The organism is Planifilum fulgidum, from assembly GCF_900113175.1.
GTDB lineage: Bacteria > Bacillota > Bacilli > Thermoactinomycetales > DSM-44946 > Planifilum > Planifilum fulgidum.
Genome location: NZ_FOOK01000003.1, coordinates 85,541 through 106,947 on the forward strand (window position 1 = coordinate 85,541; position 21,407 = coordinate 106,947).

Consider the following 21,407-nt stretch of genomic DNA (forward strand, 5'->3'; position numbering starts at 1 on the left):
GTCAAATCACTTCCCCTACTCTACGATTGAGCCGCTTGAAAACCCCCCAGGAGATGAAAAAGATGACGATCGTTATGACAATGGTGTAAATGATCCATCTCGCTTCGACTCCTTGAGTATCCCCGTAGAAGATGGTGTGATACAGGGAAATCATGACAGCCATGGGGTTCAGCAGATAGAAATCGGCGAACCGTTCGACGACAGGCGAATCGCTGTTCATGACGAAACTGATCGGATAAATGATGGGGCAAAGGTACATCCAGGCCCGCATCAGGAGGTTGGTGATAAATTCCACATCCCTGTAGAATATGTTGAGCATGGAAACCAGGAACATGCAGGCCAGGGTGAAGACGGATTGCAGCAACAAAAACGCCGGGAGCAGGGCCAATTTGTCCCAGTGGATCGGATGACCGAAGGCCAGGGCGGCCAGGAGAACCAAAGCGAAGGCCGGAATGAAGTTGACCAGGTTGGAAAGCAGGATGGTAATCGGAAAGATTTCCCTGGGAAAGTACACTTTTTTAATGAGGGAAGAATTGCTGGACAGCGCTTTGGTTCCCGCCCTCACCGCGTTGTTGAAAAAGGTCCAGGGTATGAGTCCCGAAAGAATGAACAGGGGGTAGTTTTCAATCTTTTCCCCCCCTCTTCCGTCGATTCCCAATATCAGGGAAAACACAATCGTGTAAATCACCATCAATCCCAGGGGTTCCAACAGGGACCAGAAAAAGCCGAAGAACGAGTTGCGATATTTGATGCGCACCTCTTTGTGCACGAGAAAATAAAGCAATTCCTTGTACTTCATCATCTCTGCAAACATTCCCGGTTGACTCCTTATTTGGCTGATGAACCGATGGGCCGGTAGCGGTTTTTCGCTTCCTCGGGGAAGACTTCTTCCAAAATGGCATCGATCTGCTTGTCCGTCAGGCTGAATTCGTCAAGGATGGTGTACCGGTTACGCATCGAGGGAGCCAGGCGGATGGCCCGGCGCATCTCCTCTTTTGTATAGCCGAGGTCCTCGTAATGGGTCGGCAGTCCCAGCTTTTCATAATAGGGGCGGAGCAGTTCCACTTCTTGGCGCTTGCTTTGCAGGTACTGGGAGATCAGGACGCCGATGGCCACCTGCTCTCCGTGCAGGGCCTTGGCCCCGCAGTGGAAGTCCAGGGCATGGCTGATCAAATGTTCCGAACCGCTGCAGGGACGGCTGGATCCGGCCACGGACATGGCGATTCCGCTCATGATCAGCGATTCGGCGGCGGACTTCAACAGGCTGGACCGGTCCAGATCTCCCCGGTTCACGGTGTTCATGAAGGATTCAACCGCATTTTTGGCCATCAAGGCGGCAAAGGTGTTCATCTCTTCGATGCCGGCCTGGTGAGCGAGTTGCCAATCGAACAGGGCGGTCCTGTTGGACAAAAGATCGCCGATCCCGGCGGCCGCCAGCCGGGGAGGACTGGATGCCAGGATGTCCAGGTCGATCACCACCGCCAGCGGCATTCGAACCCCGATGCTGGTGCTCCGGTGCATCATTTTAATAACGGCAACCGGCGAGCAGATGGCGTCACTGGAAGCGGCGGTGGGGAACAGGACCACCGGCACGTTGCAGCGGGTTCCGACCACCTTGGATACGTCCAGGGCTTTTCCTCCGCCGATGCCGAAGATGTAGTCGGGGGTATCCTCCAACACCTTCCGTTCCAGCCGGTTGATGGTGTCCAGCGTGTTGCTTTCGCAGGACAGGATGTGGATCTCTCGCGCCTGGGGCCGGATGGTGTCCCGGATCATTCCGGCCAGGTTGAGGGTGTTGTTGCTCCCGCAGATCAGAAACACCTTTTTGTCCTTCAACCATTCGTACACCGGGGTCTTCGGGAGGCGGGAGACGGCGCCGTGTTCGATGATCAAATGGATGGGAATGCGAATTTTGTTTGCCAATGGAATCACTCCGTTTTAATTCAACACGGTTGCGGCCATTTTGCGGGCGGTTTCCAAGTCGTTGAAGTCGTCGATTTCGATCCAGGGATATCCGCAGGTGTCCACGCCGACGATGGTGACGGCGTCGGCACAAGCATCGTATACGTTCTCATACCAGGCATTGGTGTCGCCGGCTTCGATCATTTGCCGGGCCGTGCGGTAAAGGATTTCCAAATCGGGCTTGGCCAGTTTCGAAATCCCGATGTATTCCCCGTCTGCTTTATCCAACGGGATTTTCTTGCTGATCTCCGTCAACCGGCCGTTTTCAAGCTTGACGCGCATCGCTTCTTCCGTCAGTTTCTTTTGCCGGTCCACCAGGATTGCCGTCGGGGCGTCGTGGTTCAGGAGCAGGGGAATCATGCGATCGTCGTAAAAATCGTCGGAATTGATCAGGAGCAGGTCGTCCCCGATCGATTCGGTCAAAAGAAAGGAGTAGATGTTGTTCATCGTGTCAAAATGGGAATTGTAGATGAACCGGACATCCGTGCCCCGGAAATGTTCCTGGATCCGTTCCATCTTGTAGCCGCCGAGAATGTGAATGTCCTTTTCCTTGAATCCGGCCTTCAGGACGCTCTCCACCTGATATTGCACCAGGGGTTTGTCCTGAACCCGAATCATTGCCTTCGGTTTGTCATCCGTTTCCGGCCGCAATCGGCTGCCTACACCGGCTGCGAGAATAACCACTTTCATTATTCGACACTCCTTGCATCCTCAATTCGAATTCAGTGCCTTCAGCACGTGATATAACCGGAACGCTGTCTTTCCCCCCCACAGGATGAGGAAAGAGGCGATGAACCAGGCGATCAAAGGCAGGCCCGACAGGGATTCCAGCCAGAGAAACAGGGGAAGCATGGCGAAAAATCCGGGCAGCCCGGTGACAAAGGCGACACATTCCCAAAAAAAGGATGTGGTCCGCATGTCGCTGACCGGATCGCTTTCCTCCGTCTGCATATGGGTGTAATGGTAGGCGAAGGGAATGGCCAAGCCCATCGTGGCAGCCAGGGTCGCAAGGTAAACCCCCGAGGCGGACCACAGGTCAAGGGATGTTTCCGCGGCCAAGGCGTGAGCCGAAAGGGCGAAGGCTGCCAGAATGGGGATGCTCGTGTAACGGATCAGCGTGTCGAGGAAGACCCCCAGCCTGCCGGTTTTCCCTCTGAGACGGGCCAGTTCGCCGTCGATGCAGTCGCACAGATAGCCGAGGTTGTAGGCGAGGACCGCCGTCAGCATCGCCCAGGGCTTTGTCCACAGCATGAGCCAGCCCGAAAGGATGAAAAAGAAAAGGCTGAGCCAGGTTACCGCGTTGGGGGTGATCGGAGTACGTCGAAGCAGCAAGGTGATGTAGATGGAGATCCTCCTGAGCACATACCAGGACCAGAGGTCTTCCTTCCGCCGCGGTTTCTGACACTGGACTCGGTATTCGAGGATCTTGGCCGAATCAACGGGAAGCGTCGGCAAGTTCTTGCGGAGCTCTTTCATGATTCCTCCAGTAGTGTTTGCTAAATAAACTCGCGACGGAACCGAGACCCCGGCTGAAATGGAGCAGGAAAAAACTCAACATGCAGGGGAAGAAGTATTTCCATCCCTTTTTTTTGACGATCCCCCAGGAAGAATAAATCAGCAGCGCAAAATAGGCGCCGATCAGGCTGAGCAGGGTGTATCCGGCCAAAGGGCTGAAAAAGGCCCCGATGCCCAGAACCAGTCCCACCAGCACGGTCAAAAAGGGGATGAGATGGCGCCACCTCAGCACGCCGATCCCCCGTTTGCTGGCCACCATGGTCCATTTGCCGTCGCTGAAGGACTTCTTGATGAAGGCGGACAGGGTGTTGCGCACAAAATAGGTGGAACGGATGGAAGTGGACAGGAAGAAGGTGCCTCCCTGGTTCCGGATCCGGGCATGCATTTCCAGATCTTCATTCCGCTTCAGGGTCTCGTCGAAGTAACCGACCTTGTCGAATATCTCCCGCTTGTATGCCGCATAGGGTACGGTGTCCACATATCCTTCCCAATCCGATTTGGTCGTGCGGAATTTGGAATTGCCGACCCCGAAGGGATGGGAGTAGACGTACGCGTTGACCTCTCCCCAAAAGCCCTTTCCAACGGTTTCCACAATCCCGCCCACGCAGGCGGCGGAGGGCACCCGCTGCACAACCCGGTAGGTGCTGGACAGAAAATCCCGGGGAATTTGACTGTGCCCGTCGACGCGTATCACGTATTCCCCGTTGGCATGCTGGATGCCCAGGTTCCATCCCGTCGCCAGCGTTTTCTTCGGATTGTTGTACACGCGGATCCGGTCCCGGTGACGTTTCCGGAATGACTCGATGATTTCCGGACTGCGGTCCACGGATTCCCCGTCCACCACGATGATTTCGTACTTGTCCTGGGGAAAGTCCTGGTTTAAAATCGCTTCCAGCAGGTTTTCCAAATATTTTTCCTCGTTTCGGACAACCAGCAGAAACGAAAAAATCGGTTTCTCCTCGATGGCGGATCACTTCTCTCTTCTGCACTTGCGGCAGTTAATCCCTCGGTCGTACCTATGATAACACGTACCCGTTGTTACGACAATTCTTTTTCCGCCTGTGAGGACTTGGCGCCAATATACAATTGATAAAATTTAATATATTACTAATTATTAGTTAAATTACAACCTCCCCATTCCTCAATTTTTCCCGATCGCTTGATGTGACAGGGGTTGGGAGAGATTGCGGAACAGGCGAAAATGATTCTGTTTTACAAACCTGTAACGATGATGAAACACTTGATCCCGGGCCGGGAGGGGATTCGGAGACCCCATTTTTGATAAAAATTACCATGAACAATGAAACAAATGGAGACAATGCTCGGCATTGGGCCCGGGATGAAAACGAATGTTCCGAAACGGTTTCTGCCGATCGGCCGATCGGCACCACCTGGAACCACCTTTTGTGGGTTTCGCAGGTGGTTAAGGCTGTTCGTCGCTCAGGAAGGGGGAGGGCGGATTTCGCTTCTTCCCCGGGGAATCGGTTGCCGGGGTTGGGGATGCTTCCCCCGGTAAGCCGGAGCGGGAAGTCGGCTCTCCAAAAAAAAAACCGGGACAGTCCGTCCCGGTTTTTTGCGGATAATTTAAAAGAGAAAAAGGGGAGGGATTCGCCGTTTTCCCGTGGATGGGATGGATGGCCCGAAGGCAAATCGGCTTTGCGTCAAGCCTTGTTGTCCGCTTGGCTGTCCAGCATTCGCCGATATCGCTCAAACTTTTTGTCGATCGATTGAATCACCTGGTCAAACCGGCCGGCTTTCACCAGCTCCATATACTCTTCTCTGCTGATCTCGCCGGCCCGGTACTGGTCGTGCAATGCCTTGACCCGTTGATGGAAGGTCGGCTTTTTTCTCATCCCGGTTTACCCTCCTCAAAGGATCCTTGCGAGAATTTCCGATCGATGTACAGCAGGGAAGTCAGCACCTTTGCGAAGGCCGCTACATAGCGGGGATACAGGGGGTGCTCGAAAGCATCGGGCACATCGGCGTTCACGGTCAGGATGCCCAGTTTCTCTTCGTTGGCAAAGATCGGACTGGCGATCATCGATCGGGTTTGGGGTGGGAGCTCGGCAAAGGGGATTTCGCAGTCCAGGAGTTTGTCCCAATACTTGGTGGACTCGTTCAGCCAGACCCATCCTTCCGGTGATTTGATGGTCAGGGAGGGGCGGTAATTGCGGAAGCTGGAGCCGAAGCCGATCACTTGATAGGGCCGGAGTCGTCCGCGGTCCTCCGGATCGACGATGAAAACGGCGACGCCCGGATGAACGGCTTTCTCATTGGCCATGGCCGACTGGATGCTGTCGATCACGTAGGGGTAGTCAATCTCGAAAGCATCTCCCGATTTATTGTACGAACGGATCAGCGCGGTTGATACCCCGTCCGCCAGGATTTCCAGCACGGCGATGAAATTGTTGTTCCGATCGGCCTCCCTTTTCATGTCCTGTTCAATATGATGCAATATCCTTTTCAACATGTCGATCTTGCGATCCTTTTCGTCCATGTAGTCCTTGAGCGGATACAGTCCGGGGGCCACCTCGGCGGCGGACTCCATCTCGTCCGGCAGGCCGCTGATTTCCACATCGGATCCCGTCGTTTTGTCCATACCCTTTTTTTCGGGGGTTTGAAACCCGTAGGGGATCCATTTGCCTGTGAAAATTCGGTAACAAATCGCGATTGCTGCGAAGAAGAGCACCAAGGCGAACCCGAGAATGACATATTTCATCCAGGAAAATTCGTCCAGGTTGCCGATGATGTATTCGTCCCACGACGGCATGAAATCTCCTCCGAAGCCAGTTGTAGTACAAATTTATTCGATTGTCAATTTCTCAATTCCTTCCTATTTTATATTATATAATAAAAGTTTAAACTATGCTGCCATTTTCCGCGAAACGTCATGCTGCATTTATAAGGAAAAATAATGAGGCATTCATTGGGCTGTGGCTGTGTCCCGCGTGATTGCGTCTTGTTCCGAAAAAACCTAATGTTTTATGAGGTTCGGAGGGATTCTTGAATTAGCGCGGGTGTCGATGGGCCGGACGGCTTTCCGAAAATATGGGGCTCGAAATCCTCCCTTCGCTCCCTTTTCCTATGCCTATGACATTGGGGGGCATCCCATGCCCCCGGGCCGCCCTTTGCCAAAAAAGGGATGGAGCAGAAGAAAGGAGAAGAAGGTGGTAGGATCTTTTTTGTCGGCGGAGATCCCGGGGATGGACGCCCCGGGTCGGGCGCTTTTTCGTCTGGTATGTAATTTATTATCATTTAAGGAAAATAAAGTTTCTTACAGGCGTGTCGGGTGAGGCGAAACGGGTTTTGGGAAATAATGGGTGAATAACTTCGGATTTCGTGAGGAGCGTGATCGCTTTGCGCGGATGGAGTGCGCTGCTGCTCGCTGTGACGCTGTTGTTGCTGCCGGTGGGATGTGGGTGGATGCCGTCCAAAACCGAGAGGGAAGCGACGGGGGAGCCCGGGGAAGCGGAGCAGCCGCCTCCGCCGGATCCGCTCACCGGACTGCCTTCGGAGGGGCCCGCTCACCCCACGCTGATGGTGATGGTGAACAATCACCAAAAGGCGAGGCCCCAATCCGGATTGAACCGGGCGGATCTGGTGGTGGAGATCCTGGCGGAGGGGGAGATTACCCGCTTTGCCGCCTTTTATCACAGCCGGACCGAGGGAAAAGTGGGGCCGGTTCGCAGTTTGCGCCCCTATTATTTGGAGTTGGGCCGGGGGTTGAACGCGGTGGCGGTTCATGCGGGCGGCTCGACGGAGGCCCTTGAGGAGGTCCGCACCAGCGGATGGCCCAGCCTGGACGGGATCCACCAGGATGCCCGGTATTTCCGCAGGGAATCGGACCGGCGCGCGCCCCACAACCTTTACACGGATCTTGGCCGGCTGCAGGAAGCCGCGCGGATCAAAGGGTACGGGGACCGGGAGACGAAGCGGGTTTATCGGTTCGACGAGGAGGGAGCGACGTCGGAGGGCGAGCCGGCCGCTGAGATCGACCTGGTTTATCACCGGCTCTACAAGGCAGGCTACCGTTATGACGAAGAATCCGGGGAATACGTCCGCTACACCCAGGGGGAAAAGCAGGTGGACCGCGAGACGGGCGAGCCTTTGACGATGGACAATGTGCTTGTGATCAAGGCCAAACACCGGGTGAAGGATGCGGCGGGACGCCGGGAAGTGGACCTGAAGGGGCCCGGTTCGGGGGTTTTGTTTCAGCGGGGAAAAGCGATACCGATCCAGTGGGAGAGCAGAGGCGGGGTGATCGTCCCCGTCCGGAACGGGGAAATGCTTCCCCTCCTGCCCGGAAAGACCTGGATCAATGTTCTGCCGGAAGACGGGAAGGTCGCGTACCGCTGATCGCGGCTTCGGCACCGAAAGGCGGCGGTTTCCCGGGGGAAGTCGCGCCAATCCGGCGAGGCGGAAGTTTCCGCCCGGGAACTCGCGGGGAGACGGCCGTTCCCTTTCTGCGGGGAGGAATTTCGACGGATCGGGTCGAATCGTTTTTATCGGGCAAACGAGCCTCCCGTCGGGAAGGAGAGAGGATGGATGCCGTTGGATAAAATCAACAAAAGGGAGCTGCACCAACTGTTTCGGGCGATCCTGAGCCTGAAGACCATCGACGAGTGCTATCAGTTTTTTGACGACCTGTGCACCGTCGGGGAGATCAAGGCTTTCGCCCAGCGATTGGAGGTGGCCCGCATGCTCAGGGAAGGCTACACCTACAATCAGATCGAGATTGAAACGGGTGCCAGCACGGCAACCATTTCCCGGGTGAAACGATGTCTCCATTACGGAATGAACGGCTATGAACTGGTCCTCGACCGGCTTGAGAAGGAAGCGTCGGAAAGCGAGTGAGGGGATCGGGCTGGATCGACGGGAGGCCGAGCGGATGATGCCGAAGGACGGGGAAGGGCGGCGGGCGATCGGTCTAACCATGCAGGCGGGGGCGACTCCGCTTTTTTTGTGCGCAGGGGGCGCCTCAAGCGGCTTCTTCCGTCCGGCGGGCGGACAGGGCGAGGCATGCCGCATTTGCGTTATAATGAGTTAGAGCGTGCGACGAACAGGGGGGAGCCCGAAATGTTGTCGGAACGGGTGGCTTCGTGGCGGCACGTGTTTAAACTGGATCCGAACCGGGCCATTTCCGACGGGGCCCTGGACCGGATTTGCCGTTCGGGGACGGATGCGGTGATCATCGGCGGAACCGACGGGATCACCTTTGAAAACACCTGGGAATTGCTCAAGCGGGTTCGCCGCTATGATGTGCCCTGTTATCAGGAAGTATCGACGAAGTCGGCGGTGATTCCCGAATTTGACGGCTTTTTGATCCCCGTCGTCCTCAACGCCGAAGATCCCCGTTGGCTGATCGGCGCCCACCACGAAGCGATCCGGTTGTACGGCCGCTATATCCCCTGGGAGCGGGTCGTGCCGGAAGGGTATGTGGTCCTGAATCCGGATTCCAGGGTGGCCCGCCTGACCAAAGCCCGGTCTTCCCTGTCCGAGGAGGAGGTGACCGCCTATGCCCGCCTGGCGGAACACCTCTTTCGGATGCCGGTCGTCTATGTGGAATACAGCGGGCGTTACGGCGACCCCCGGTTGATTCGGGCGGCCCGGGCGGGGATCGTCCGGAGCCGGCTTTTTTACGGCGGGGGGATCAGCACCCCGGAGCAGGCCCGGGAAGCCGCCCGCCTGGCGGATACGGTGGTCGTGGGCAACCTGATCTATTACAATGTGGATGCCGCGGTGCAAACCGTTCGCCACGTGAGGGAGACCCCCCGGGAGGCGGGGCCTGACGCTCTGCGATGACGGCCCTCCGCGATTGGGCCGGGGGATGTCTTTTGATCTACCTTATTTGAACCGCGAGGAAAAAGGAGTGCGAATATGAGCCGACCCACGGATACGGGACGGGAATTGCTGGCCGGACTGAATCCGGCCCAGAGAAAAGCGGTGGAGACCACGGAAGGGCCGGTGCTGATCGTGGCCGGCGCGGGAAGCGGAAAGACGCGGGTGCTGACCCACCGGGTCGCTTATCTGCTTTCGGAGAAGGGGGTCCACCCCTGGAACATCCTGGCGATCACCTTCACCAACAAAGCGGCCCGGGAGATGAAGGAGCGGATCACCGCCCTCGTGGGGCCGGAGGCGGAGGAGATCTGGATCTCCACCTTCCACGCCATGTGCGTGCGCATCCTGAGGCGGGACGGGGAGCGGATCGGCTATTCCCGCAATTTCACCATTCTGGATGTGCCCGACCAGGTGAGCGTCGTCAAACAGATTCTCAAAGAACAGGACCTGGATGCGAAGCAGCACGATCCGCGCAGTTATCTTTACTGGATCAGCCAGGCCAAAAACCGGCTCCTTTCGCCCCGGGAGATGCGGGAACAGGCGGAGAGCTTCCGGGAAGAGATCGCCGCGCGGATCTACGAAGCCTACCAGAACAAGCTGCGGGCCAATCAGTCGATGGATTTTGACGACCTCCTGATGAAGACGGTCCGGCTGTTCCGCCAGGTACCCGACGCCCTCGATTATTACCGGAGGAAATTCCAGTATATCCACGTGGATGAATATCAGGACACCAACCACGCCCAGTACGTGCTCACCAACCTGCTGGCTTCCCATCACCGGAACATTTGCGTGGTGGGGGATTCGGACCAGTCGATTTACGCCTTCCGGGGGGCGGACATCACCAATATCCTGGATTTCGAGCGGGATTATCCCGAAGCCGAAGTGATACGCCTGGAACAGAACTACCGCTCCACGCAGACGATCCTGGACGCGGCCAACGGCGTGATCTCCCACAACACCCGGCGGAAGCCGAAACATTTGTGGACGGAAAACGGCACCGGCCAGCCGATCCGCCTGTTCGAAGCGGAAAACGAGCACGAGGAAGCGTTTTTCGTGGCGGAAACCGTTCTCCGGGGCAAGCGGGAAGGCAGGAACTACGGCGACTACGCCGTTCTCTACCGGACCAACGCCCAATCCCGGGTGCTGGAGGAGGTGCTGCTCAAGTCCAACATCCCGTACCGGGTCGTCGGCGGCATCAAGTTTTACGAGCGAAAGGAAATCAAGGATCTCCTCGCGTATCTCCGGCTGGTGGTCAACCCCGACGACGACCTCAGCCTGAGGCGGGTGATCAACGTGCCGCGCCGCGGGATCGGGGAGGGGACGATGGAAAAGATCGTCCGCTATGCGGAAGAAAGGGGGATTTCCCTCTACCGCGCCCTGTTGGAGGCGGAGCAAATCGGGCTGGCTCCCCGTTTCCTGCGGCCCCTGCAGTCCTTTGCCGCCCTGATCCGCGACCTGCACGGGATGGCGGAATATCTGTCCGCCCGGGAATTGACCGAAGAAGTGTTGGAGAAGACTGGTTACCGGGAATCCCTGGAACGGGAAGGAACGCTGGAGGCGGAGGGGCGCCTGGAGAACATCGGCGAATTTCTGTCGGTGGTCCAGGAGTTTGAACAGCGGAGCGAAGAGAAATCCCTGGTGGATTTTCTGACCGATCTGGCTCTCCTGTCCGACATCGACACCCTGGACGAGGAGGCGGAGGGGGACGCGGTGGTGCTGATGACCCTCCACAGCGCCAAGGGACTGGAATTTCCCTGCGTCTTTCTCGTCGGCATGGAAGAGGGGCTGTTTCCCCACCTCCGTTCCCTGGAAGATGACGATGCCCTGGAGGAGGAGCGGCGGCTGGCTTATGTGGGGATCACCCGGGCGAAGAGGGAACTGTATCTCACCCGGGCCCGGATCCGGTCCCTCTTCGGACACACGGTGAGCCATTCGCCCTCCCGCTTCCTGGACGAGATCCCGGGGCATCTGGTGGAACGCGTCCAGTCCCGGACCCCGGTTTTCCAATCCCCGGCCCGGAGGCGGGAGCCGGTCCGGCCGGTCGGCGCTTCGGCCGACGCTTGGCGAGTCGGGGACAAGGTGCGCCACGCCAAATGGGGAACGGGCACCGTCGTCAAGGTGGAGGGGGAAGGGGAAGAGGCCGAACTGGATGTGGCCTTTCCCAGCCCCGTGGGCATCAAGCGGCTGCTCGCCCGCTTCGCGCCGATCAGCCGGGCGTGACCTTTTCCGCCGAAGGGAAAGTGGCGGTTGACAAACCTGTAGCCGGATATAGGGGGATTTTTCGCCGGGCGGCTCGAAACCAAGCGGAACCGGGCCGAAAACCTTCTCCCGTTGCGAGATCCCCGGTGTTCGCATCTGTCAAGCAGAGGAGGCCGATGGCGTTGGACCGGCAAGAAGCCGAAAAGCGGATCGAAGAGCTTCGCCGGGAAATCGAGGAGCACAATTACCGTTACTACGTCCTCGATGACCCGGTGATCACCGATGCGGAGTACGACCGCCTGATGCGGGAATTGATCGCGCTGGAGGAGGCCTTTCCCGACCTGATCACCCCGGACTCCCCCACGCAAAGGGTGGGAGGGGAACCCCTTCCCTTCTTTGAAAAGGTGGAGCATTCCGTTCCCATGCTCAGCCTCGGCAACGCCTTCAGCGAAGAGGATTTGAAGGAATTTGACCGGCGAATCCGGCGGACGGCCGGCGTGGATCGGGTCCGTTACGTGTGTGAGCTGAAGATCGACGGCCTGGCTGTCTCCCTCCGGTATGAAAACGGCGTGTTTGTCCAGGGGGCCACCCGCGGGGACGGACAGACCGGGGAAGATATCACGCAAAATCTGAAAACGATCCGTTCCCTGCCCCTGCGGCTCAGGCGGCCGGTCACACTGGAGGTGCGGGGGGAGGCCTTTTTGCCCAAGGGGGAATTTCAGCGGATCAACGCGCAAAAAGAAAAGCGGGGGGAACCCCTCTTTGCCAACCCGCGCAATGCCGCGGCGGGTTCCCTTCGCCAGCTGGATCCGCGGATCGCCGCCGAGCGGGCGCTGGACATCTTTCTGTACGGGATCGGCCGGATCGAGGGGGAGGAGGCGCCCCGGACGCACGCGGAATCCCTCCGGTTCCTTTCGGAACTCGGTTTCAAGGTGAACCCCGAGTGGCGGCCGGCGGAGCGGATCGAGGACGTGATGGCCTATGTCGAAGAATGGCGGCGGCGCCGGGCGGATTTGGACTATGAGATCGACGGGGTGGTCATCAAAGTGGATGATCTTGCCCTGCGGGAAATCCTGGGGACGACGGCCAAAAGCCCCCGTTGGGCCATCGCCTACAAGTTTCCCGCCGAAGAAGCGGTGACCATCCTGCGGGACATCGAGATCAACGTGGGACGCACCGGCGCGGTCACCCCCACCGCCGTTTTGGATCCGGTCACCCTGGCGGGAACGACGGTGAAAAGGGCCTCCCTCCACAACGAGGATATCATCCGGGAAAAGGGCATTCTGATCGGCGACCACGTCATCGTGAGGAAAGCGGGGGACATTATCCCCGAAATCGTCGGGGTGCTGCCGGAACGGCGAACGGGGGAGGAACGCCCCTACCGGATGCCCGAGCACTGTCCGGAATGCGGCAGCCGGCTGGTCCGCCTGGACGGGGAAGTGGCGCTCAGGTGCATCAATCCCCAGTGTCCGGCGCAAACCCGGGAGGGCATCATCCATTTCGTCTCCCGGGGCGCGATGAATATCGAGGGCCTCGGGGAAAAGGTGGTCACGCAGCTGTTTCGGGCCGGTCTGGTCCGGAGCGTGGCCGACCTGTATTACCTGAAGAAGGAGGACCTGCTTCCCCTGGAGCGGATGGGGGAAAAGTCGGTCGAAAACCTCCTCGCCTCCATCGAGCGGAGCAAGCAGAATTCGGTGGAACGGCTCCTGTTCGGCCTCGGCATCCGCTTTGTCGGTTCGAAGGGAGCGCTGATCCTCGCCCGCCACTTCGGCCACCTGGACCGGATCATGGAGGCGGATCGGGAGGAGCTGGAGTCGATCAACGAGATCGGCCCCAAGATGGCGGACAGTATCGTCACCTACTTTGCCAAGCCCGAGGTCCGCGAAGTGGTGGAACGGCTGCGCGCCGCCGGCGTCAACTTCTCCTACAAGGGACCGCGGCAGGCTGAGGCGGCGGAAAGCCCCTTCGCCGGCAAAACCGTCGTCCTCACGGGGACCCTGCAGCATTTCAGCCGGAAGGAAGCGTCGGAGCGGATCGAAGCCCTCGGCGGAAAGGTGACCGGCAGCGTAAGCAAGAACACCGACCTGCTCATCGCCGGGGAAAAGGCGGGATCCAAGCTGAAAAAAGCCCGGGACCTGGGCGTTCGGATCATCGACGAGCAAACCTTCCTGGAGATGTTGGGACAGAAGGGGTAGGGCGCAGAAAGGGCATCCGCCGTTTCGGGACCTCCCGTGACATGCGGGGAGCCCGTCGGCGGGCTTTTTTCCGCCTGTTGGCTTTCATAAGGCGCACTTTTTCCGAAAGGAAGGGGTGCGCCCTTTTTTCGGGACCGGGTTGTTCCTCGGCCTTGCGGAGGTGGGGTTTGATCAAGTCCGGAAGCATTTTTTTCGCCCTGATCAGATAATTGTACAGGGCTTCCCTTTCCATCCGCGATACATTCCAATCCTTCGGAATGGATGCGATTACCTCGCGGATTTTATCCTCCGACAGCCGCCGGATTTTATCCAGGTAGTGGATCAAATCTTCCTCGCGGCTTTGCCTCCTGCACCAACGATAAAAGGCGTTGAACCTCAGTTTTTGCGGCAGGATTCGAAGCCCCGCCGGAGTCCAACGGCAATCCCGCCTGTGGGTCAAGTAGTCAAAATGGGAAAAACAGTGCCCCTGGTCGATCATATACAGCCAAAAGCCGCGGTCCCCGGAGACCGGCCGCAGGAGGATGTTGCTTCTCCGGCGGTCGATGTTGTTGACCCATTGATCGAACACGATGATGCCGGCGAGATGTCTGCGATTGACGATGTTTATTTTGGGCAGGGATTCCTTGTCGATTTTTTTGAGACAGTCGGGGATGTATTCACTGGCAAACTGGTGGCCGGGCCGGAAGCGATGGCGGAGCAAAACGGGGTTCTTTTTGAAGAAGTGTTTGTCTATGTGAACGATTTTGAAGGGGGGGACGGGAAGGTCGAGGAGGCGGGCCAGGCTGCTTGCGACGTATTCATTGACAAGGGCCCGGGTTCCCTGGACGGGGTTGTTTTTGAATTTCACGATATATTGGCGTCCGTCGCTGAAGAGGATCAGCTGCGGACGGGAACTTCCCCTGGGCATCCCCCGAATATGCCTCACAGGTCGTATCGTCATGATCAAACCGTCCTTTTGATGGATTTTCAGCGGTTGAAGGTTCTAATCGGCGGAGGCCTGCTGGCCGGCGGATAATAAAAATTTAGCGTAGCACATGGGGTGGAAATAGGTATTTTGGAACATTTGGGGTTCTCCGGCCGAGCGGAAGGAATATCGAAGATCGCGGAAGTTCACCTCGATAAACCAGGGCTTTCCCCTTTGATCAATGCCGATATCCAGCCCGGCATCGGCGAAACCGGGATGGGATTTCTCCAAGGTTTGGCAGATCTCCAGAGAGAGATCGTAAATTTTTTCCAAAAGATCCTCGGGATTTCTGCCGGGAAACGCATGGGATAAAACGGTTTTCGCCGGGACGGCCCTTCCGTTTTGCGACAGGTTCGTCAATATTCCCTTTCGCGGAGCCACCTTGGCCACCGCTCCGCTGATTTCCCAACGTCCTTCCGCGCCCTTCTGCACCGATACCCGGAGATCGAAGGGGGATCCGCGGTATTTCGCCAGGGAAATGCCCTGTTGGAGAAAAAAGTCGCGTTGGGAGGAGAACAATTTGGAAAGGAATCGTTTCAACTGATCCTCGGAAAGGGATTGGTTCTTTCCGCGATGCGATTGAAGAAGATATCGGCCATCACCCGTCGCCTCGATTTTGAGGATGGAATGCCCGAGGGATCCGACAACGGGTTTGATGAAGATTACGGGATGCCTCTGAAACATTTTGGGGACCGCATCCCAATGATTCCCGCCCCGGGTTTCGGGCAGATGGGGCTTGAGACGGGCGTTTTGCCGGAGCAACGCGTGAATCCGCAATTTGTTGCGGTTGATGGGAGGATTAAACAGTCTTTTCCCCAGTTTCCGGAAGAGGGAGGCCAGTTTCGGAGAGGATGATAATATGCGCTTGTGGATCACCCGGGGGAGGGGCTGAACTGTTCGAAGGTATCGTTTGCTTGTAGGACTCCAAACATATCCCGACACTTGCTCCTTCGTCAGATCCAAACCTTCCAGGTTGAACAAGACCGGAGTCAAACCGATCCGATGCCCGCATTCAAAATAGAGTTCCGCCCGTTCATAGGTCGGTTTTCCGGAAAGGATTTTGTGAATTACCGGGCTTCCCAATAAAATCCCGACCGAGTCATGGGGCAAAGGAGACACCTCCCTCCTTCTATATATCTGCTTATGTTTTCGGAAGATGGCGGTGCGGGCGGGAAAGGAGGAGACCCAAATTTCCGCTTCCACCCGGCGGGCGCTTTCCTTTCCGGAAAAAACAAAAACCGGCGCGCGCCGGTTTTTGTTTGCGGCGAAAAATCGCATAAACCGGATGAAGGAAGGGCTGTCACGGGAGGTGTTGGATCGTGCTTGAAGCGTGCCGCTTGTCTTTGCCGACCGGCAATTCGGTGCCGAAGTCGACGGTCGGGACCAGCTTGTTGTAATGTCTGGCCGCGATCTTCAGATAGCGGACGGCTTGATACGGTTTGTCATTTTTGCTCATGAATTCCCCGAGGGTTTGGGCCGCCCGCGCCGCTTTTTCATGGATTCCGAGGGAGAGGAAAATGTCGATCGCCCGGCGGTAGCAAAATTCAAAGCGCTTGAGATCCCCTTCGGCGTGGTGGATCATGCCGAGATACACCAGGCATTCCGCATACAGGTTGAGCCGGTCCTTCAACCGGCGCATCGCCGATTTGATATACCTTCTGGCCTTTTTCAGGTTGCCCGCCTTCAGGTGGGCATAGGCGAGGGATTGGTGAACGACCCCGATTTCCCATTCCGGCAGTTTGTTCGGTCCCGCCACCCGGATCGATTGGTGAAAAAGGCGGATGGCGGTGTGATGGTTTCCGCGTTTCATGTGGCAGATGCCCATTCCGTGGTAGGCCCGGGAGGCGAAGAGCCGACACAGGAGAAACTGATTGCACATGCGAATGATCCGTTCAAACAGCAGAATCGCCTCGTTGTACTCCCCGATGTGACAGAGGCAGGTTCCTTTCAGGTGCAGGAGATTGCAGACTTCCAGCAACCGGTCGTGGCGGTTCATGATCTCCAGGGCTTTGTCCGCATACAGAATGCCCATCGACGGGTGGGCCAATAGGACGTAGGTGATTCCCAGATTGCTGTAAACGTACCCCTTTTCAATATCATCGGTAATTTCGGGAAGGTACCGTTTGGCCGCCAGATAATGGTGGAGCGCCTTTTCAAAATGTCCTTTTCGATATTGGATGTTTCCTTTGATGCGCAGGTAGGGGACTTTGACGGAGGGGCGGTCCAGGACCGATTTCCAACGCTCTTCAAATTGTTCCAGCAATTTTTCGGACTGTTCGGGGCGGTTTCGGTGTTCCAAAAGGTTGAGCTCCAACAGTTCGATCTGGACCAGCATATCGGGATCCGCGACGGTGGACGCCAAGGCACGAAGGGATTGGATCGTCTTTTCGGAAGAGGCGTGTTCCTCGTAATTTAAGGCGGTTCGGGCCTGTTCCACCAGTTCCCGAAACTGTTCCGCCTTCTTGGCGTCCCGGATGCCCATCAGCGTTTCCGGATCCGTGTTCAGCCGTCGCGCAAGCAGTTTTAAAATGTCTTCGCCGGGCAGCGCTTTTTCGTTTTCGATCAGACTGAGATAAGGGACGGAGATGATTCCTTCCGCCAGCTGTCTTTGGGTCATGCCCAGAATTTTCCGCCGGCGGCGTATGTTGTTGCCCAGGCCGATCGGCTGTCACCCCTTTTTGGACATGGTTTCGCAGGATGTGGAATGCTGTACAAACAATCATACCCGGAACCGGTCGACTGTCAAGCGAATGAAAGGGATTTCATCGGGAGGTTTTAAAACATGGCCGGCAGAAGGGTCGATATTGCTTGAAAAATATGTCGTATGTTGTCGAATCGAGTCGAAGTTTTAAAAACAAAGTTGCTCCGATTCATAGTAAAATAAAGATAGCCTCAGCGATGGAAACTGAGTCTTTTGATCTTGGTCTCGGCTTCGGGGATCGCCTTCTTTCAGGCGGTCCCTCTTTTTTTCAAACGGGGAGTTCGCACCGGAGAATAATCGATATAATGTTACTGACGGTTTTGTGCATCGTGATACGGGCACCGTGGGAGATTCCCTGAAAGAAGGATGGAAGAAAGAAAAAATGGGGGAAAAGCAGTGAAATACCGGACTCGTTTGTTGGTTTTTTCGCTGGTGGTCGCTTCGCTTGTGCTTGCCTCCTCCTGCAGCGCTTTGGGGATTCTCAGCGGGCAGCCGAAGGACAAATGGCAGCAGCTGGTGGAGCAGGAGAATGAAAAAATCGGCCTGAAACCGCTGAAATTGGAGCCCTATGCCAAAGAAGTGGGGGGCGAGCTTCAGGAGCCTCGCTATGAGAAGTTTGCGGTGAACAGTTCCTTCATGGTGGCCGGTTCGGTGAAGAAGACTTCGGGGATGAAATCGAAGCACGTGTGGATCGAAATCCGAAAATTGGGCGGGGATGAAAGCCCCGGAGAGAAGAAATTTTCGTATTACACGCCCTTGAAGGACGGATCCTTCCGGCAAAGGGTCCAGCTGTTCGCCGGAAAAGGGGAGTATCAGGTCACCGTTCGGATGCCGAGTGAGGCAACGGAGGGGTATTACCACGACTTTGCCCGGTTCCAGGTGGTCAATGTCAATCCCAAGTTGAAGCGGGACATCGGCTGGACGCCCGCGGGCCTGGAGGCGGGGCTGAAACTGACCCGGCCGAAGACGGGATACCTGCGTGCCGACGGCATCGTCGTTTTGGAGGGGAGCATTGCCAACTCTTACGGAAGCCCCTATATCATGGTGGTGTTGCAAAAGGGTTCCGAGAAATGGCAGCGGGTGGTCCGGCTGAAGGACGGCCGCTTTGAGGTGAAAATCCCCCTCTATTACGGAAAGGGAACCCACGAGTTGAAAGTGATGGTTCCCATTCCGGACAGAGAAAATTATTACCAGGAAGGGGCCTCCCTTCTGGTGAACAATACCTCCGCCGAACGACGGGAGCCGATCAAATTTTACAAACAGTACGAAGAACGGGGGGTTAACCTGGAACATCCCGTGGCGGGCGGAGGGAAGGCCAGCATGAAGTACCGGATCGCCGGGTCGATCGATCCGCAGGCGCCCGATGCCTCCCGAACCACTCACCTGATCGTTCAGACGAAAAAAGACGGGGAAGAGGCAACCTATTTCATACCGGTCAACAACTACCGTTTTGACGGGGAGTTCTGGCTGCGTTTCGGACCCGGCGAGTATGAAGTGACGGTCAATGTGCCGGAGATCACCGATGAACGGCGGGATTATTTCCGCTTCTACAGCGTGGCCGAATTTACCGTGATCAACACGGCCCAGGAGGACATGCGCTATTTGCTGCCGTCCCGGGGGATTCAGTCCGACGCGCCGGAGATCAAGGAGCTCGCCGAGCGGCTGACCGCGGGGAAGAAGAGCGACCGGAGCAAAGCCAAGGCGATCTACGATTTCGTCGCCAAGAACATCACCTACGATGTGCAAAAATACCGGAACGACGAATTCGCCCTGGACGACAGCGCCCTGAAGACCCTGAAACAAAGAAAGGGAGTGTGTCAGGACTACTCCTTCCTCGCCATCGCCCTGCTGCGTTCGATCGGAATGGAGGCCCGTTTCGTCGAGGGGATTGCCGACGGTGTCCGCCACGCTTGGGTGGAAGTCAAGGTGGACGGCCGGTGGCTGACCATGGATCCCACCTGGGGATCGGGCTACCTGAACGCGAACGGATGGTTTGTGAAGAGGTACACTCCCAAATACTTCGATCCCTCTCCCGCCGAATTCCGGAAAACCCACACCCGCACCGGGGTGATGTATTGAAGGGGGGGTGCCGGTGAACCGGGACGAGTCCGCCGATTTTTTCCACCGCGTTTTGGAAAAAGAATCCGGAAAGACGGTCCGGGATGTGCTTCGGAACCGATACCGTTTTTCGCGGCGCCTTTTTCGGAGACTGAAGGAATCCGGCCGGGTGACGTTGAACGGCCGTCCGGTCCTGTTGGCCGACCGGGTGGAAGAAGGGGACCTTATCGGGGTGAAACTGCCCGAGGAACGCACCGACATCCCCCCGCAGCCGGTTTCTTTCACCGTTGTCCACGAGGACGCCGATCTGGTCGTCGTCGACAAACCGCCGGGGCTGGTGGTTCACCCCACCAAGGATTACAGGGAATATACCCTGGCCAACGGGCTGGTGCACCGCTGGACGGAGCGGGGCGAGACCCATGCCGTCCATCCCGTCACCCGTTTGGACAAGGACACGTCGGGGCTGTTGGTGATCGCAAAACACGCCTATGCCCACGATTTTTTGGCGGGTCAGATGTCCCGCCGCCGCTACAGGCGGGGATATTTGGCCGTTGTTCACGGAGAAGTGCCGGAGGAGGAAGGAGTCATTGACGCTCCGATCGCCCGCTGTCCGGAGCGCCCCTCCCGCCGATGCGTGATGGAAGGGGGAGCCCGGGCGATCACCCGCTTCGCCGTGGTGGAGAGACTGCCCGGCGCGACCCTTTTGCGCCTTTTTCTGGATACGGGACGGACGCACCAGATAAGGGTCCACCTGGCCCACAGGGGGCATCCGATCATCGGGGATCCCATGTATGCGGAGGGGTGGGACACCCGGGGAATCGGCCGGCAGGCCCTCCACTCCGCCTTTCTGCAGCTGATTCACCCCCGTGACGGCCGAAAACGGTCCTGGGAGTCTCCTCTTCCCCCCGACATCCGGGAATTGATCCGCCGGTTGAAGGGAGGGGGTTAGCTAAAGGGAAACCTTCTCCTCCGCCTGTCCCAGCACGCGCCGGATCTCCCCCATCCGTTCCCGCACGTGGCGATATCCGCATTTGACACAGGCGATGGTTTGCGTGAAATCCAACAGGGTATCGGGAGCCACCTCCGGTTCAAGAACGATGTCCGCCTCTTTGAGCTGTTGTTTCAACTGGTTGTTCAGGGTAATGCTCATCACCCGCTTGACGATGGCCAAGAGGGAGTCGAAGGAGCTTTCGACCGGAGCGGCTTCCCTCGTCCGGACGGCGATGGTTTTCTCCGCCCCCAGCGCCTTGACGGCGCTGATCGGGCAATTGTCGATGACTCCGCCGTCCACCAGGATCCGGTCCCTGTGGCGAATCGGCTGGAACAGCACCGGAATGGCACAACTGGCGACCACGGCGTCCGCCACCGGGATGTCGGTGATCACGTCCGCGCCGGGAAGGGGCCGAAGGAAGGGGCGCGAAGTGAAAATCACCGGCCGGGCGGTTTTCAGATCGGTGGCGATGAGCGCGACGGGAAACGGCAGGTCGGCCATTCGGGCATTTCGGGTGGTTTCCGCGATCAGATACCGCAGCCTCTCCCCCTTCGCCAGGCCCTGGACCTGCATTCCCCGCCGGAGGAAGGCGCGCACGAAGGAAGGATAATCATAATCGACCAATTCCTTATTGATCAAAGGGAGCAGTTTGGTCATGTGTTTCGGTCGGTAACCGTAGGCGTACAGGGCGGCGACGACGGCTCCCGCACTGGTTCCCGCGATGTACCGGACGGGGACCTTTTCTTTTTCCAAACCGTACAAAATGCCCAGGTGTGCGCATCCCGCCACACCTCCGCCGCTCAAAGCGATTCCCACGTCGTTCATTTGTGCACCCTCGCGAAGACTTGAATTCTTTGTTAATTTTTGCGATCCGCCCCTTTGCTATACCAGGGAGAAGGGGAGGCTCAATTTTTGAGGACAAAGTTAGAAAATTTACAAAAAAGGGAATCATTTAAAAAGGGGTGGGGAAAAAGTTTTGTGAGC

Annotated in this window: 18 protein-coding genes; 7 read left to right on the top strand and 11 right to left on the bottom strand. The window is 57.4% G+C overall.

What is annotated here, in order from left to right; translation table 11 throughout:
* Window position 1: 1 nt before the first annotated feature.
* From BM063_RS02435 to BM063_RS02465, 7 genes are all read right to left on the bottom strand, one after another.
* Window positions 2-814 (bottom strand): ABC transporter permease, encoded by an 813-nt coding sequence (locus BM063_RS02435; protein WP_092035730.1) that lies wholly within the window; start codon window positions 812-814, stop codon window positions 2-4.
* Between the two features lie 14 nt (window positions 815-828).
* Window positions 829-1,923, bottom strand: coding sequence for an iron-containing alcohol dehydrogenase family protein (locus tag BM063_RS02440; protein WP_092035731.1), 1,095 nt, complete (start codon window positions 1,921-1,923; stop codon window positions 829-831).
* 15 nt (window positions 1,924-1,938) lie between these two features.
* Complete coding sequence (locus BM063_RS02445) at window positions 1,939-2,652, bottom strand: phosphocholine cytidylyltransferase family protein (RefSeq protein ID WP_092035732.1); 714 nt, start codon at window positions 2,650-2,652, stop codon at window positions 1,939-1,941.
* 21 nt (window positions 2,653-2,673) lie between these two features.
* Window positions 2,674-3,438, bottom strand: a complete 765-nt coding sequence (locus tag BM063_RS02450; protein ID WP_092035733.1) for a CDP-alcohol phosphatidyltransferase family protein — start codon at window positions 3,436-3,438, stop codon at window positions 2,674-2,676.
* Entirely contained in the window at window positions 3,398-4,441 is a 1,044-nt protein-coding gene (locus tag BM063_RS02455; protein WP_092035734.1) for a glycosyltransferase family 2 protein, read from the bottom strand. Before BM063_RS02455 ends, BM063_RS02450 begins: the two co-directional genes overlap by 41 nt.
* A 697-nt stretch (window positions 4,442-5,138) precedes the next feature.
* The gene (locus BM063_RS02460) at window positions 5,139-5,330 is read right to left on the bottom strand and encodes a hypothetical protein (RefSeq protein WP_092035735.1); all 192 of its coding nucleotides are present in this window, start codon (window positions 5,328-5,330) and stop codon (window positions 5,139-5,141) included.
* Complete coding sequence (locus tag BM063_RS02465) at window positions 5,327-6,247, bottom strand: hypothetical protein (RefSeq protein ID WP_092035736.1); 921 nt, start codon at window positions 6,245-6,247, stop codon at window positions 5,327-5,329. Before BM063_RS02465 ends, BM063_RS02460 begins: the two co-directional genes overlap by 4 nt.
* Before the next feature lie 587 nt (window positions 6,248-6,834).
* Here BM063_RS02465 and BM063_RS02470 point away from each other — a divergent pair.
* From BM063_RS02470 to ligA, 5 genes are all read left to right on the top strand, one after another.
* Window positions 6,835-7,833: a DUF3048 domain-containing protein gene (locus BM063_RS02470; RefSeq protein WP_143085210.1), complete on the top strand. Its 999-nt coding sequence runs from the start codon at window positions 6,835-6,837 to the stop codon at window positions 7,831-7,833.
* A 189-nt stretch (window positions 7,834-8,022) separates the two neighbouring features.
* Window positions 8,023-8,331, top strand: coding sequence for a YerC/YecD family TrpR-related protein (locus tag BM063_RS02475; RefSeq protein ID WP_092035738.1), 309 nt, complete (start codon window positions 8,023-8,025; stop codon window positions 8,329-8,331).
* A 222-nt stretch (window positions 8,332-8,553) separates the two neighbouring features.
* Window positions 8,554-9,279: a heptaprenylglyceryl phosphate synthase gene (gene pcrB, locus BM063_RS02480; RefSeq protein ID WP_092035739.1), complete on the top strand. Its 726-nt coding sequence runs from the start codon at window positions 8,554-8,556 to the stop codon at window positions 9,277-9,279.
* A gap of 75 nt (window positions 9,280-9,354) precedes the next feature.
* Window positions 9,355-11,535, top strand: a complete 2,181-nt coding sequence (gene pcrA / locus BM063_RS02485; RefSeq protein ID WP_092035740.1) for a DNA helicase PcrA — start codon at window positions 9,355-9,357, stop codon at window positions 11,533-11,535.
* Between the two features lie 161 nt (window positions 11,536-11,696).
* Window positions 11,697-13,709 carry an NAD-dependent DNA ligase LigA gene (ligA, locus tag BM063_RS02490; RefSeq protein ID WP_092035741.1) on the top strand — a complete coding sequence of 671 codons (2,013 nt, stop codon included), beginning with the start codon at window positions 11,697-11,699 and terminating at the stop codon, window positions 13,707-13,709.
* On the opposite strand, the gene BM063_RS02495 is transcribed toward ligA, so the two are convergent.
* From BM063_RS02495 to BM063_RS02505, 3 genes are all read right to left on the bottom strand, one after another.
* Window positions 13,663-14,649 carry a HipA family kinase gene (locus BM063_RS02495; protein WP_143085211.1) on the bottom strand — a complete coding sequence of 329 codons (987 nt, stop codon included), beginning with the start codon at window positions 14,647-14,649 and terminating at the stop codon, window positions 13,663-13,665. The genes ligA and BM063_RS02495 overlap by 47 nt on opposite strands.
* Before the next feature lie 42 nt (window positions 14,650-14,691).
* Window positions 14,692-15,783: a YheC/YheD family endospore coat-associated protein gene (locus BM063_RS02500; protein ID WP_177198935.1), complete on the bottom strand. Its 1,092-nt coding sequence runs from the start codon at window positions 15,781-15,783 to the stop codon at window positions 14,692-14,694.
* A gap of 190 nt (window positions 15,784-15,973) precedes the next feature.
* Window positions 15,974-17,335: a tetratricopeptide repeat protein gene (locus BM063_RS02505; protein WP_342713730.1), complete on the bottom strand. Its 1,362-nt coding sequence runs from the start codon at window positions 17,333-17,335 to the stop codon at window positions 15,974-15,976.
* A 435-nt stretch (window positions 17,336-17,770) separates the two neighbouring features.
* Here BM063_RS02505 and BM063_RS02510 point away from each other — a divergent pair, with 435 nt between their 5' ends.
* Together BM063_RS02510 and BM063_RS02515 are read left to right on the top strand one after the other, a co-directional pair.
* A complete protein-coding gene (locus BM063_RS02510) occupies window positions 17,771-19,453 on the top strand; it encodes a transglutaminase domain-containing protein (protein WP_245751986.1) in 1,683 nt (560 codons plus the stop codon).
* Window positions 19,454-19,466: 13 nt separating this feature from the next.
* Window positions 19,467-20,381 carry an RluA family pseudouridine synthase gene (locus BM063_RS02515; RefSeq protein ID WP_177198936.1) on the top strand — a complete coding sequence of 305 codons (915 nt, stop codon included), beginning with the start codon at window positions 19,467-19,469 and terminating at the stop codon, window positions 20,379-20,381.
* On the opposite strand, the gene BM063_RS02520 is transcribed toward BM063_RS02515, so the two are convergent.
* Window positions 20,382-21,248, bottom strand: coding sequence for a patatin-like phospholipase family protein (locus BM063_RS02520; RefSeq protein WP_092035747.1), 867 nt, complete (start codon window positions 21,246-21,248; stop codon window positions 20,382-20,384).
* Between the last annotated feature and the right edge of the window lie 159 nt (window positions 21,249-21,407).

Bases quoted from the DNA above. Each gene is read 5' to 3' on its own strand.
- BM063_RS02435 (WP_092035730.1), bottom strand. From the start codon at position 814: ATGTTTGCAGAGATGATGAAGTACAAGGAATTGCTTTATTTTCTCGTG.
- BM063_RS02445 (WP_092035732.1), bottom strand. From the start codon at position 2,652: ATGAAAGTGGTTATTCTCGCAGCCGGTGTAGGCAGCCGATTGCGGCCG.
- BM063_RS02450 (WP_092035733.1), bottom strand. From the start codon at position 3,438: ATGAAAGAGCTCCGCAAGAACTTGCCGACGCTTCCCGTTGATTCGGCC.
- BM063_RS02460 (WP_092035735.1), bottom strand. From the start codon at position 5,330: ATGAGAAAAAAGCCGACCTTCCATCAACGGGTCAAGGCATTGCACGAC.
- BM063_RS02465 (WP_092035736.1), bottom strand. From the start codon at position 6,247: ATGCCGTCGTGGGACGAATACATCATCGGCAACCTGGACGAATTTTCC.
- BM063_RS02475 (WP_092035738.1), top strand. From the start codon at position 8,023: ATGCCGTTGGATAAAATCAACAAAAGGGAGCTGCACCAACTGTTTCGG.
- pcrB (WP_092035739.1), top strand. From the start codon at position 8,554: ATGTTGTCGGAACGGGTGGCTTCGTGGCGGCACGTGTTTAAACTGGAT.
- pcrA (WP_092035740.1), top strand. From the start codon at position 9,355: ATGAGCCGACCCACGGATACGGGACGGGAATTGCTGGCCGGACTGAAT.
- BM063_RS02495 (WP_143085211.1), bottom strand. From the start codon at position 14,649: ATGACGATACGACCTGTGAGGCATATTCGGGGGATGCCCAGGGGAAGT.
- BM063_RS02520 (WP_092035747.1), bottom strand. From the start codon at position 21,248: ATGAACGACGTGGGAATCGCTTTGAGCGGCGGAGGTGTGGCGGGATGC.